The sequence below is a fragment of the Streptomyces sp. NBC_01506 genome (assembly GCF_045040295.1).
GTDB lineage: Bacteria > Actinomycetota > Actinomycetes > Streptomycetales > Streptomycetaceae > Streptomyces.
This window is the reverse complement of the sequence record NZ_CP109422.1, coordinates 360314-374207: the sequence shown is the minus strand read 5'-3', so window position 1 is coordinate 374207 and position 13894 is coordinate 360314. Positions and strand designations below refer to the sequence as shown.

10 protein-coding genes are annotated in these 13894 nt (G+C 71.9%); all 10 read left to right on the top strand.

Annotated features, from left to right (window positions below):
* Positions 1–224 precede the first annotated feature (224 nt).
* Positions 225–1391 carry a LacI family DNA-binding transcriptional regulator gene (locus OG329_RS01630; RefSeq protein WP_405792043.1) on the top strand — a complete coding sequence of 389 codons (1167 nt, stop codon included), beginning with the start codon at positions 225–227 and terminating at the stop codon, positions 1389–1391.
* Positions 1388–2314 (top strand): ABC transporter permease, encoded by a 927-nt coding sequence (locus OG329_RS01625; protein ID WP_405792041.1) that lies wholly within the window; start codon positions 1388–1390, stop codon positions 2312–2314. The genes OG329_RS01630 and OG329_RS01625 overlap by 4 nt, the downstream gene beginning before the upstream one ends.
* Positions 2314–3192 carry an ABC transporter permease gene (locus OG329_RS01620; protein ID WP_405792039.1) on the top strand — a complete coding sequence of 293 codons (879 nt, stop codon included), beginning with the start codon at positions 2314–2316 and terminating at the stop codon, positions 3190–3192. The genes OG329_RS01625 and OG329_RS01620 overlap by 1 nt, the downstream gene beginning before the upstream one ends.
* A gap of 106 nt (positions 3193–3298) precedes the next feature.
* A complete protein-coding gene (locus OG329_RS01615; RefSeq protein WP_405792037.1) occupies positions 3299–4846 on the top strand; it encodes an ABC transporter substrate-binding protein in 1548 nt (515 codons plus the stop codon).
* Positions 4843–5892, top strand: a complete 1050-nt coding sequence (locus OG329_RS01610; RefSeq protein WP_405792035.1) for an ABC transporter ATP-binding protein — start codon at positions 4843–4845, stop codon at positions 5890–5892. The genes OG329_RS01615 and OG329_RS01610 overlap by 4 nt, the downstream gene beginning before the upstream one ends.
* Positions 5889–6731, top strand: coding sequence for an ATP-binding cassette domain-containing protein (locus OG329_RS01605; RefSeq protein ID WP_405792033.1), 843 nt, complete (start codon positions 5889–5891; stop codon positions 6729–6731). Before OG329_RS01610 ends, OG329_RS01605 begins: the two co-directional genes overlap by 4 nt.
* Positions 6728–8971 (top strand): MGH1-like glycoside hydrolase domain-containing protein, encoded by a 2244-nt coding sequence (locus OG329_RS01600; RefSeq protein WP_405792031.1) that lies wholly within the window; start codon positions 6728–6730, stop codon positions 8969–8971. Before OG329_RS01605 ends, OG329_RS01600 begins: the two co-directional genes overlap by 4 nt.
* Positions 8968–10581 carry an FAD-dependent oxidoreductase gene (locus tag OG329_RS01595; RefSeq protein WP_405792029.1) on the top strand — a complete coding sequence of 538 codons (1614 nt, stop codon included), beginning with the start codon at positions 8968–8970 and terminating at the stop codon, positions 10579–10581. The genes OG329_RS01600 and OG329_RS01595 overlap by 4 nt, the downstream gene beginning before the upstream one ends.
* Positions 10581–11540, top strand: a complete 960-nt coding sequence (locus OG329_RS01590; protein ID WP_405792027.1) for a dihydrodipicolinate synthase family protein — start codon at positions 10581–10583, stop codon at positions 11538–11540. Before OG329_RS01595 ends, OG329_RS01590 begins: the two co-directional genes overlap by 1 nt.
* 185 nt (positions 11541–11725) lie before the next feature.
* On the top strand, positions 11726–13885 hold the full coding sequence (locus OG329_RS01585; protein ID WP_405792025.1) for an exo-alpha-sialidase: 2160 nt from the start codon (positions 11726–11728) through the stop codon (positions 13883–13885).
* The last annotated feature ends 9 nt before the right edge of the window (positions 13886–13894 follow it).

The following is a 13894-nucleotide window of genomic DNA, read 5'->3' as shown; positions in this document are numbered from 1 at the left end:
CCACCGCGACGCCGGAATGCGGTCGCCTTTTCGATGTTCCTGAAATTCGCGCTCGCGTGCCATGGCTCGCCCGTGCGTACGGATGGCGAATCCTGTCACGCCACACGATCGGATCATGTGCCGGAAACGGAAGAAACAAAGGCCGTTCACGACTCTTGACGCGTTTCGCGGCATCCGAGTAGCGTCTTGCGGCACTTGCTAATACGTATTAGTTGGGAGTGTTCATGGCCCCTCCCGCACGGCGTCGACGGTCCACCCAACGGGATATCGCCCGGCGCGCCGGCGTCTCCCAGGCGACGGTGTCGCTGGTGATCAGCGGAGGCGTGGCGAGTACCCAGATCGCGGAATCGACACGCCGGGCCGTCCTGGCGGCGGCCGAGGAACTGGGCTACACCGCCAACGTCGCCGCGCGCAGTCTGAAAGGCGGCCGGAACCGGCTGCTCGGGCTCTACACCTTCGAATCGGTTTTCCCCACCGATCAGCGCGACTTCTACTATCCGTTCCTGCTCGGCGTGGCGGACGAAACCGCGCGCCAGGGATATGACCTGCTGCTGTTCAGCTCGACCGACACGGCCGCCGACCGCGCGATCTACGTGGGCGGGTCCAACCGGCTGAAAATAGCGGACGGTTGTGTCCTGCTCGGCAGGAACGTGCGCCGCGAGGAGTTGTCCGCGCTCGTCCGTGAGGACTTTCCCTTCGTCTTCGTCGGACGCCGTGAGGTCGACGACGGTGAACTGTCCTACGTGGCGGCCGACTACGTCTCGGCGACCAGCGCACTCGTCGCCGAACTGGCGCGACTGGGCCACCGGCGGATCCTGTATCTGCGGGCCCTGGAGGACAGCGAGCCCACCAGGGACCGTGCGGAGGGATACCGGCGCGGACTGGCCGAGGCCGGCCTCGTCCCGGACGAGGCGCTGATCCGGAGCCTGGCCGATCCGGCGGAGCTGTCGATCGAGCACGTGGAGGAGTGGATCGGGGGGCTCGGCATCACCGCGCTGCTGGTCGAACCGGCCGAGGACAACCGGCTCACCGAGGCGCTGGCGGCGGTGGCCGGTACGGAGCGGGTCCGGTTTCCGCAGGACTGCTCGCTCGCCCTGCTGGGCGACCCGCCGTCCTGGACGCCCGAGTCGCGGAACTGGACCCGGTTCTCGCTGCCCCGCGCGGAGATGGCCGGTGAGGCCGTACGCGTACTGATCGAACTGCTCGACCAGGAGGCCCCCGAGCCTCAACAGCTCACGGTGCCCTGCGTGTTCGTGCCGGGCGACTCGATCGGGCCGGCGCCACGGAGCCCGGCGCCACGGAGCCCGGTGCCCGGGAGCCCGGCGCCCCGGAGCGTGGCCCCCCACAGCCCGGTTCCGCCGCAGCCCGCCGACGGGAGGCCCGGGACATGATCCGTATGATCGCGCACCGGCTGCTCGTCGGGGTCTTCGTGATGTGGGGCGCCGCCTCGCTGATCTTCCTGATCGTCCGGGCAGCGCCCGGCGACCCGGCGACCGTGCTGCTCGGCCCGGACGCCGACCAGAGCCAGATCGACCGGCTGCGCGCCTCCCTCGGACTCGACCGGTCCCTCGGCGCCCAGTATCTGAGCTACCTCGGCGATGTCTCCCGCCTCGACTTCGGTGAGTCGCATCGGCTCGGCAGGCCCGCCATGGACGCGGTCCTCGACCGGCTGCCCGCCACGATCGACCTGACCCTGACGGCCACCGCGATCGCGGTCGTCGTCGGACTGACCCTCGGCATGGTGGCCGGCGGCCGGCCGGGTGGCCCGCTCGACCGGGTGGTGTCGGCCTGCACGATCGCCCTCCAGTCGTTCCCCACCTTCTGGATCGGCATCATGCTGGTGCTCGTCTTCTCGCTCGGCCTGCGCCTGCTGCCCAGTTCGGGCGTCGGTACGCCGCAGCATCTGGTGCTGCCGGCCATCACCCTGTCGTTCCCGTTCATCGCGATCATCGCCCGGCTGACCCGGACCAGTGTCGCGGAGACGATGCGTGAGGAGTACGTACAGACCGCGCTCTCCAAGGGATTGACGGAGCGTCAGGTGCTGCTCGGCCACGCACTGCGCAACTCGCTGATCCCGGTGGTGACCGTGGTGGGCGTCCAGGTCGGTGCCCTGGTCGGCGGCGCCGTGATCGTCGAGAACGTCTTCGCCTGGCCCGGCCTCGGCTCGCTCGTGGTGGACGCGGTGGCCAACCGCGACTACGCCGTCGTGCAGGGCGTCACGCTCCTGATCGCGGGCATCGTCGTCGTACTGAACCTGGCGGCCGACCTGCTCATCGCCCAACTGGACCCGCGCATCCGGACGGGAGCCGTCTGATGGCCGACATCGCCACCGCCGCCGAACAGCTCACGACCGCCCCGCCCCGCGCGCGGCGCCGACTGCTCTCCCGTATCCCCTACCTGGTCGTGGGCTGCTATCTGCTGGTCGCCGTCCTGGGACCGCTGCTGATGGATTACGACCCGGTGAACACGTCCCTGGAGGACCGGCTGCTCGCGCCCGGCTCCCGGACGTCCACCGGCGCCACGGCCTGGTTCGGCACGGACGGCCTCGGCCGCGATGTGCTGGCCCAGATCGTCTACGGGGCCAGGACCTCCGTGATCATCGGCGTCTCCACGGTCGCGATCTCCTGTCTGGTCGGAGTCGTCCTCGGCGCCGTCGCCGGCTACTTCCGCGGCGCGGTCGACGCCGTACTGGCCCGGGTCTTCGACATCCTGCTGGCGTTTCCCGCGATCCTGCTGGCGATCGTGATCGCGGGCGCCTTCGACCGCAGCGTTCTGCTGGTGGTCGTCGCGCTCTCGGCGACCGGCTGGATCTCCTTCGCCCGTGTCACACGCGGTGTCGCGCTCTCCATCAGGGAACGGCCCTGGGTCGACGCCGCGCGGGTACTGGGCGTGCCGGGCCGGACCATCCTCGTGCGGCACGTGCTCCCGTTCACGGCAGGGCCGATCGTCGCACTCGCCACACTCGAATTCGCGCTGGTGGTACTGGCCGAGGCGGGACTCAGCTTCCTCGGCATCGGGCTGCCGCCCTCGACGGTGTCATGGGGGCAGACCATCGCGAACGGCAAGGAATACCTCGAACCCCAGTGGTGGATCTCCACCCTCCCCGGCATCGCGCTGTCCCTTCTGATCATCAACGTCGGCATTCTCGGCGACCAGCTCACCGCCCGCTACCGGCGTGGCCGCACCGACTGACCGATTCCGGCCGGCTCACCGCCGTACCCCTGACGAATCCGCCGTCGTCCCACCGACTTCGCCGTACCGCGATCCACCACCCTCGTTCCCAGACAGGAGCACCACCATGACCAACACGCGTGAGTTCGGGCGGAGCCGGCTGATCCGGCTCGCCGCCACCGCCACGGCGGGCGCGGCGCTCCTCGCCGCCTGTTCGACGACATCCGGCGGCGGCGACGACGGCGAGGGCGGTTCCGGCGCCTCGGGCGAGGTGACGGCCTCCGGCACCTACCCGATCGAGAGCCTGGACCCGCACGGCGCCCAAGGCGCCTCCACCGGTACGCAGTTGGCCGGTCAGCAGATCTTCGGCAGACTCGTGAAACCCGATCCGGACGGCACCCTCACCGGCGACCTCGCCACCTCCTGGAAGCCCGACAAGGACGTCACCACCTGGACGTTCACGCTGCGCGAGGGCATCACGTTCTCCGACGGCTCCGCGCTCGACGCCGACGACGTGGTCGCCTCGTTCAAGCGGATGATGAGCCTCGACGGCCCCAACGCGGGCAATTTCCCCGGCGCCACGATGACCAGGACCTCCGCCACCGAAGTCGTGCTCAACAGCCCGGCTCCCGACGCGTCCGTTCCCGGCAAGCTCAGCACCTTCTACGTCATCCCCTCGGGCGTCGGCGAGAGCGACACCGCGTTCTTCAACCACCCTGTCGGCTCGGGCCCGTTCACGGTCGACGGCTTCACACCCGGCGAGTCGCTGGTCCTGGTGCCCAACAAGAAGTACGGGGGCGACAAGCCCGCGCCCGGCCGGGTGACCGTACGCAACATCCCGGAGCTGTCCGCGCGGATGACGGCGCTGCGCACCGGCGAGGTGGACATCCTGTGGGGCATCCCCGACGACCAACTGGCCTCCCTGAAGGGTGAGAAGGACCTCACGGTGCGTACGGTGCCGAGCACCGCCGAGTTCACCATGTGGTTCAACTCCTCGACGCCCGCGCTCAAGGACGCGAAGGTCCGCCGGGCGATCTGGCAGGCGGTCGACTTCAGGACCATCATCGCCGAGCTCTACCCCGAGACCGGCAAGCCCGCCGACGCGCCCGTGACGAGCGTCGTACTGGGACACGTACCGCAGTCGCCCGTGACCTACGACGCGGCAGCCGCCAGGACGGCGCTCACCGCCGCGGGCTTCGACTTCTCGAAGACGCTGCGACTTCAGTTCGCCAACGCCGAGTTCCGGCCCTTCATCCAGGCCGTCGTCTCGGACCTCAAGAAGGCCGGCGTACGGGCCGAGCCGCTGGAGAAGGAGCAGGCCACCTTCACGGAGGACCTGATCGCGCTCAAGTGGGACATCAACTTCCAGCAGTTGACCACCCCCACCTACGACGCGGCCAGCAACCTCGGCCGCCTCTACACCTGCGAGGCCAAGCGGAACGGTTACTGCAACGACGAGTTGGACACGCTGCTCGCGGCTGCGGGAGCCACCGCCGACAAGCAGAAGCGCACCGACCTCTACGGCCGGGCGAGCGAGATCATCTGGCGTGACGCCGTCGGGATGTACCCGATGACGGTGAGCATCGCGTACGCCTGGAACAGCGGCCTGACGGGCTTCACCCCCGACGCCAGCGGCCTGCCGGACTTCGCCACCGTACGGACCGGTGGGTCATGACCCCGGCCGGAACGGCGCGCGAGAGCGGAACCGCGCGCGAGAGCGGAGCCCTGAAACAGGCGCCCGCGACGGACGGGCCCCCGCTGCGGGTCGACGATCTCGTCGTGGAACTGCCGGGCCCGCGCGCCGGCCGGGTGCGCGTGGTGGACGGTGTGTCCTTCGACGTACCGCACGCCACCACCGTAGGACTGATCGGCGAGTCGGGCAGCGGGAAGACGATGACCGCCCGCGCGATCCTGGGACTGCCGCCCGAGGGCGCCACCCTGGCGGGGCGGCTTCTGTGGCACGGCGAGGACCTGATCGCCGCCGGCCCGGCCAGGCGCCGCGCGGTACGCGGCCGGGAGATCGCGATGATCTTCCAGGACCCGCTCGCCGCGCTCAACCCGACCCAGCGGATCGGCCGCCAGGTCGGCGAGATCCCGCGCCGCGACGGGCTGCCGCGTGCCGAGGTACGCCGCCGGGTCGTGGCACTCCTCGACCGGGCCGGTGTACCGGAACCGGAGCGGCGGGCGCGCGCCTACCCCCACGAGCTGTCCGGCGGTCTGCGCCAACGCGCCATGATCGCACTGGCGTTGGCCGGAGAGCCGTCGCTGCTGCTCGCCGACGAACCGACCACCGCGCTCGACGTCACCGTGCAGGCCCGGATCCTGCGGCTGCTCGCCCAGATCCGGTCGGCGGACGGGCTGGCCATGCTGCTCGTCAGCCACGACCTGCGGGTCGTGTCGCACGTCGCCCAGCAGGTGGTGGTGATGTACGCGGGACGGGTCTGCGAGCGCGGGCCCGCCCGTGACGTACTGCGCCGCCCGGCCCACCCGTACACCGCCGCCCTGGTACGCAGCGTGCCCGCCGTCCGCACCCGTACGGTGCCGGCCGATCCGCTGCCGGGCGCCCCGGCGACACCGGCGGGCAGGCCAACCGGCTGCGCGTTCCATCCGCGCTGTCCGCTGGCCCGCGCGCGGTGCCGCGACGAGGTGCCGGAGGTCCGGGAGGTGGCGCACGGGCGCTGGAGCGCCTGTCATTTCGCCGAGGAGGTGCTGGGATCGTGAACGCCACCGACGGGCCCGGCGAACTGCTCGATGTACGCGATCTGCGGGTCAGCTACGGCGGACGGGGGAGAGGCCGCCGGGGCGGCACGGTCGCCGTGGACGGGGTGAGCCTGTCCGTGGCACCCGAGGAAACCCTCGGGCTGGTCGGCGAGTCGGGTTCCGGCAAGACGACCGTCGCCCGCTGCGTGGCGGGGCTGCTGCGGCCGGGGGCCGGGACACTCACCCTCGACGGCCGGCCGCTCGGCCGGGCGGGACGCCGGCCGCCGGAGCTGCGGCGTGCCGTGCAGATGGTGTTCCAGGATCCGCGTTCGTCGCTGAACCCCCGGATGACGGTCGCCTCGATCATCGCCGAGGTCTGGCAGACCCACCCGGTCACCGCCCCCGAGGGCGACCGCACCGAGGCGCTGCACCGGCTCCTGGCCGACATGGGACTCGATCCCGAGGTGGCGTCGCGGCGGGCGGGAGACCTGTCGGGCGGTCAGTGCCAGCGGGTCAGCATCGCCAGAGCGCTGGCGGTACGGCCACGGCTGCTGGTGTGCGACGAGGCGGTGTCCGCGCTCGACGTGTCGGTCCAGGCCCAGATCCTGCGGCTGCTGATCGATCTGCGCGGCAGACACCGGCTCGCGATGCTGTTCATCTCCCACGACCTGGGCGTGGTGCACCAGATCGCCGACCGGGTGGCGGTGATGCGCCGGGGTGTGATCGTGGAGCAGGGCGGCACCGGCGAGGTGCTGACCGCGCCGCGCCACCCGTACACCCGGGAACTGCTGGACGCGGCCCTGGACCTGGCCGACGCGGCGCCGGACGACGGCACCGCCGACGACAAGGCGGTTGTATGAGTGAGAGTCGCATGAGCGAGAAGCGCGCCGCCGGCACCCCGGCGGCGACCGGCTGGAACACCTGGGACGTGCGCACCCACACCGGCATGAGCGCGCTGCCGTCCGGACCAAGCGTGCGGTTCGGCGTGATCGGCCCCGACGGTCCGGTGCTCGACGGGTTCACCTGGCGCGACGGCCTCGAGCGGCTGGGGCCGCACACCGTGGACGGCACATACGCCGAGGTGACGGTACGGGCGGCGGGCCACCCACTGCGGCTGGCCTTCGCGGGCGGCCCCGGCGATGTCCTGCATGCCCGCGCCGAGAGCACCGGCGGTGTCGTGCTGTCCGTGGAGGGGCTGGACGGCGTCGAGGAGCCCACGGGCGATGGCGGGGTCAACGTCCTTGTGGGGGACGTGCGTTGGACGGTCACCACCTCGTCACCGGCCCGCCGCATCGAGAGCCCCGCGCACACGCTGACCCTGGCGTTCGACGCCGGGACCAGCACCGTAGAAGTGCGTATCGCGCCGGAGAACACGCCGGAGAACACGCCGGTGAACACGCCGGAGAACGCGCCGGGGACGGTGGCAGAGACCGGCACCGTGATCGAAGCGCGCCGCGCCGCGTCCGACCGGACCCGACTGCGCTCCGGCGGCTGGCTGGGCGACGCCGCCGACGCCCTGACCAGGGCCGTCACCTGGAACACCATCCACGCCCCCGACATCGACCGCGTCCTCACCCCGACGTCGCGCGATTTCGTCTGCGCCGAGCGCAAGGGCTTCTACGGCACCTGGGCCCTGCACGCGTGGGACACGTTCTTCACCGGCCTGGCCGCCTCCGCCGTCGACCGGGACTACGCGCGCGCTGTGTTCGGGCAGATCCTCCCGTACGCCGACGAGGCCGGCATGATCCCCAACCGGGTCTCGGACGACGCGGGCCGCACCGACGACCGATCGCAGCCGCCGGTCGGCGCCCTGACGGTGTATCAGGCGTATCTGGCGGGCGGCCTGTCGCCGGGTACCCGCGACGCCGCGCTGCTGACCGACACCTACCCGGCCCTCCTGGCCTGGCACGACTGGTGGCCCCGGGCCCGCCGGGGACCGCACGGGCTGCTCGCCTGGGGCTCCGACCCGATCGCGGGCGACCCCGCGTCGGCGACCCTGGACCGGGCCAAACGCGAGTCGGGCCTTGACGATTCGCCGATGTACGACGAGTCGCTGTACGACCCCGAGACCCACACCATGGACCTGGCCGACGTCGGACTGAACGCGCTGCACATCGCCGACGCCGAGGCACTGGCGGCGATCGCCGACATCCTGGGCGAGCACGCGACGGCCGGCCGGCTGCGGGCCGGGGCCGCCTCGGCCAAGACGGTCGCCGACCGTCTGCTGTGGGACGGCGAGCGCGGCGGCTACCGCAATCTCACGGCGGCCGGTGTCCATGATCCGCATGTCTCGCCGACGATGCTGTACGCGCTGCTGGGCGGTCTGCCGGACGCCGGGCGGGCGGCGGCCGTGGCGGCCGATCTGCTGCGGCCCGAAGTGCTGGGCGGGGTAAGGCCGCTGCCCAGCGTCGCCAGGAACGACCCCGGCTTCGCGGCGACGTACTGGCGCGGCCGGATCTGGGCCCCGATGGCGTATCTCGCCGTAGGGGGGCTGCGGCGGTACGGGCTGACCGAGCTGAGCCGCCCGGTGGTGGGGGCGCTGTTGGGGCTGTTTCTCGACGAATGGCGGGAGCACGGCCACGTCAGGGAGAACTATCCGGCCATCGACGGGGAGAATCTGACGGGTTTTCAGAAGCGCTCGGACGGACTGATGGCATGGGGCGGACTCCTCGCGTATCTCGCGTTCGGCGAACTGGCCGACGCGCGGCCGGACGGCTGGCGGTTCGCCCACCCCGGCGAACCTGCCGAACTGATCAATCTGCCGCTCGGCGAGGGCCTGCTCGCCGTACGGGCTGCCGACCGGCTCACCGTCAGCCTGGACGGGCGCGTCCTGCTGGACATGGCGCCGGGGGTGGTCGTACGGGGCTATCGGCTGACCGCCGATGGCGTCAGCGGCACCGCCGAGGGCACCGGCGACCTGCTCGTCACACCGCCGGGCGGGGGATCGCCGGTGGCGGTGGACGTACGGGGCGTACCCCGGAGCTTCGCGCTCGGCCCCAACGGTTTGGACGGTTCGGACAGTTCGGGCAGCTCAGGCAGTACAGGGAGCACGGGCAGTACCGGCAGCACGGGTGTCGTAGGGGAGGGGACCGGCGTATGAGCGGAGAGACAGCGGCAGCCACGGACATCCTCGTGGTCGGCGGGGGCCTCGGCGGCGTGGCCGCCGCGCTCGCCGCCCTCGACCGGGGGCGGACGGTCCTGCTCACCGAGGAGACCGACTGGATCGGTGGCCAGCTCACCAGCCAGGGCGTACCGCCCGACGAGCACGCCTGGATCGAGCAGTTCGGCGCCACCCGCACCTACCGCGCGCTGCGTGAGGCGATCCGCGACCACTACCGGACGTGGTATCCGCTGACCGACGAGGCGCGCAGGCGCCGTTATCTCAATCCGGGCGAGGGGCGGGTGAGCGCGCTGTGCCACGAGCCCAGGGTCGCCGCCGCCGTCCTCGACGCGATGGTCGCGCCGTACGTATCGGCGGGCCGGCTGCGGATCCTGTACGGGCACCGGCCCGTGGCCGCCTCCGTGGACGGCGACCGCGTGCGGTCCGTGGTGGTCGAAGGGCCGGACGGTACGCGGGTCGAGGTCTCGGCGCCGTACGTCCTGGACGCGACGGAACTCGGCGACCTGCTGCCGCTCACCGGCGCCGAGCATGTGACGGGCTTCGAGTCGCGGCACGACACGGGGGAGCCGAGCGCGCCCGACGAGGCACGGCCGGCCAACATGCAGGCGTTCTCCTGGGTGTTCGCCGTCGACCATCTGGCGGGTGAGGACCACACCGTCGACCGCCCGGCCGGCTACGACAGTTGGGCCGTGTACCACCCTCCCCAGTGGCCGAACAGGCTGCTGAGTCTGAGCGCGCCCGACCCGAGGACCCTTCGGACCGTGGAGCGCGGCTTCACGCCCAACGCCGACTCGGGCCCGGTCGTCGCCGACCAGAGCAAGGACGCGGGCGACAAGGAACTGTGGGAGTTCCGCCGGGTTCTCTCGCGCAAGCTCTACCGGCCCGGCTTCGTCACGAGCGACGTGACCATCGTCAACTGGCCCATGATCGACTATCTGCCGGGGCCGCTGATCGGGGTGGACGACAAGGAGCGGGACCGGCATCTGGCCGGGGCCCGAGAGCTGAGCATGAGCATGTTCTACTGGCTCCAGACCGAGGCGCCCCGCCCCGACGGCGGCACCGGCTGGCCCGGACTGCGGCTGCGCGGCGATGTGTTCGGTACGGCCGACGGGCTGGCCAAGGCACCGTACATCCGTGAGTCCCGCAGGATCGTAGCCCGGCGCCGGATCGTGGAACAGGACCTGTCCCTCACCGTCCGGGGCGAACACGGCGCGGTGCGCTACCCGGACTCCGTCGGCATCGGGATGTACCGGATCGATCTGCACCCGTCCACCGGCGGCGACACCTACATCGATGTCGCCAGCAGCCCCTTCCAGATCCCGCTCGGCGCCCTGCTGCCCGTGCGGCTGCGGAACCTGCTGCCCGTGTGCAAGAACATCGGCACCACCCACATCACCAACGGCTGCTACCGGCTGCACCCCGTCGAGTGGAACATCGGCGAGGCGGCCGGCTCGCTGGCGGCGTACTGCCTCGACAACCACCTCGACATCGAGCAGGTCTACGAGGACGGCGAGCGGCTGAGTGACTTCCAGGACGAACTCACGCGTGCCGGTGTCGAACTGGCCTGGCCCGAGGTCAAGGGGTACTGATGAACCCGACGACACGTCAGAAAGGTATCTCCGAGGGGGAGAAGCAGGCAGACGGCCGCGCGCTGCTTGCCGGAGTCATGGTCCCGCTGGTCACCCCGATGGACCGGCCGGGACGGCCGTCCGCCCCCGCCGCCGACGCCCTGCTCGGCGCCCTGGCGGGGGCCGGCGCACACGGCCTCATGCTGTTCGGCAGCAACGGCGAAGGCCCGCTGCTGCCCACGGCGCTGCTGGCCGACTTCGCCACCGGCGTGGCCCGGCGCTGGCGCGAACTGACCGGCGGCGGGCCGGTGTTGGTCAATGTCACGGCACCCGGCACCGCCGAGGCGCTGGCACGGGCGGAGGCGGTCCTGTCCGCCGCGCCGGACGCGCTGGTGCTCAGCCCGCCGGTCTACTACCACCACAGGCCCGACGAGATCGTCGCCCACTACGCGGCGACGGCCGGTCTCGGCGTCCCCGTCGTGGCCTACAACGCTCCCCGCTACAGCAATCCGCTGACACCCGCCCTGATCGACCAACTGGCGGACCTGGCACACCTCGTGGGCATCAAGGACAGCTCCGGCGATCTCGAGTTCTTCGCCCACGCCGTCGCGGCGGCCCGCCGCCGCGACGACTTCGGGGTCAGCCAGGGCGCCGAAGGACAGGCGCTCGACGCACTGCGGCTCGGCGCCGACGGCGTCGTCCCCGGAGTGGCCAACCTGGCGCCGGTGGCGGCCGTCGAGCTGTTCCGGGCGCATCGCGAAGGACGGGACGCCGACGCGCGGCGCGCGCAACGACTGCTGGACGAGGTGCTGGCGCTGCATACGGTGCGCCCCGGCGTCCCGGCGGTGAAGGCCGTTCTGGCGGCACGCGGACTGTGCCCGCCGCATGTGGCGGCGCCGTTCACACCCTGCTCCGAGGCGGAGCGCCACGCCCTGCTCACCCTGCTGGCACCGCTCGACGCGGCTCTCATACGCGCCTGATCCGGTACGCGTGCCTGATCCGGTACGCGCTCCGCCCGAGACCGTTCGCCCCCACCACCTGCGGTCCGACGCCTGCCCCGACGACGACAGCGCGACATCGACACCCGCCTCCGGGACCGCACGCACCTTCGCGCGCCGGTTCCGCCCTCCGTACCGCCCGAAACGCCCGAAAGGGGTGGCTCACCATGTCCGACTCCAGACCCAAGCGCACCGCCATGAACCGCAGATCCTTCGCCCTGGGGGTCGCCGGTGTCTCGGCGACCGCCGCGCTGGGCCCCGGCGCCCTCGGCGCCGCGGCACACGCCGCCGACCGCTCGTCCGCGCCCAACGGGCCATCCGCGCCCGGCAGTTCCGCCGCGCCCGACCCCCACGGCACCTACTTCCACGAACAGACCCTGTGGGACTCCGTCGAGGGCCCGCTCGTCAACTACCACGTCCACGCGCTCGCCGTGCTGCCCGACGACACCGTCCTCGCCGTGACCGAGGGCCGCCACGAGGTGTGTGACGCCGGGCCCCGCGAACTGCTGCTGCGCCGCAGCGCCGACGGCGGCGCGACCTGGGAGGCGAGCCGCCCACTGGTCACCACCACCGGCGGGGAGTCCTGGGGCAACCCGGCCCTGGTCGTGGACCGGCAGACGCGGGAGGTCTTCCTCTTCTACATGCTCTCGCTCCGACTGCCGCAGAACACCTCCTGCTCGGGCGACTCCGGCGACCTCTATGTGATCTCCAGTCGGGACAGCGGCCGGACCTGGGGCGCCGTACGCAATCTGGCGGGCCTGTTCGACGGGTTTCCCTACAACTGGGCGCTGCACGGGCCCGGTCCGGGCCACGGACTCCAGTTGGACTCCGGCCGGCTGCTGCTCAACTGCTCACACCGCAGGGTGATCGTCGGCAACACCGTGGCCGAGCGGTACTACGGCGTCGCGCCGATCTACAGCGACGACCACGGCGCCACCTGGAAGGCGACCGGCGAAGTGCCCGTCCAGGTCGCGTACCCCATGAACGAGGCGCGGATGGTGCAGCGCTCCGACGGCACCGTACTCGTCAACGGCCGCGCGGCGGCGGGCGGCGAGGGCCAGCGCATCGTGTCCGTCAGCTCGGACGGCGGCCTGACCTGGTCACAGCCCGCGTTCGACGGCGGCACCGGAGCGTTCAACGCGGTGGACGCCGGCCTGCTGCACTACACGGGCGGCCCGGACAGCCGCGACACCGACCGGGTGCTGTTCAGCCGCCCCGACTCGCCCGTCAGGACCAATATGACGGTGTCGGTCAGTTACGACGAGGGCATCTCGTACCGCTACTCGCGCGTCATCAACGAACGCCGCTCCTTCTACTCCGACCTCGCCCGGTTGTCCGACGGCACGATCGTGCTGCTCTACGGCTGCGACGGCGACCTGGCCGGCGCGCCACGCCGGGTCAACGTCTGCCGCTTCTCGCTCGACTGGCTCACCCGGGGCCGGGACAGCCTGCGCCGTGGCCCCCACCACCGGGAGACCGTGGTCGCCCTCGCCGACACGGACCGCAGGGTCACGGGCGGCACGGTGGACACCGTCGCCGATCCCCTCGCGCGTCGCGGCGAGCGACTGGTCCTCACCCCCGAACAGGTGGGCGGCACGGCCGAGTTCACCTTCCGGGTGCCGCGCGCCGGCGAGTACGAACTGCTGCTGCGCTACCACCGGTCGGCGGCCGGCGCGTTGACCACCGTCACCGTGCAGGGCACCAGGCTGCCCGCCTACGTGATCGACACGACGGCACAGTCGGCGGACGGCTACGACCTGGCCCGGATGGGCACCACCCGGCTGAGCGCCGGACGGCACACCGTGACGTGCGCGGTGACGGGCACCGGCCGGGGCGGCGGCATCCTGCTGGGCCTCGACTCGCTCAGCCTGGTCGAGGCGCCGGGCTCCGCCGACGTACGCCGGGAAGTGGTCGTGGACAACGACAAGCTGGGCTTCGCGGTCGTCACGGGAAGCTGGCCCACGGCGACCGCCGACCCCGGCTACTGGTCCGGCAACTACCGTGCGGCGCCCGCCGGTTCGGGCGAGCGAGTGGTGCGCTGGCGCCCGGCGGTGCCGCGGGACGGCACGTACGAGATCCAGGTCTCCTACGCCCCGCGCGCCAACCGCGCGGGCAACGCCCCGTACACCGTCGTCCACGCGAACGGCACCGACACCGTCCGGATCGACCAGCGGCTGCCGGGAGCCACCGAGCCGCGCGGCGGTTCGTGGGCCTCGCTCGGCACCTACCGGCTGTCGGCCGGCCTCACCACGTCGGTCGAGCTGAGCAACGACGCAGACGGCACGGTGGTGGCCGACGCGGTCCGACTGCTGGGGCCGCGAACGTAACGCCCGACT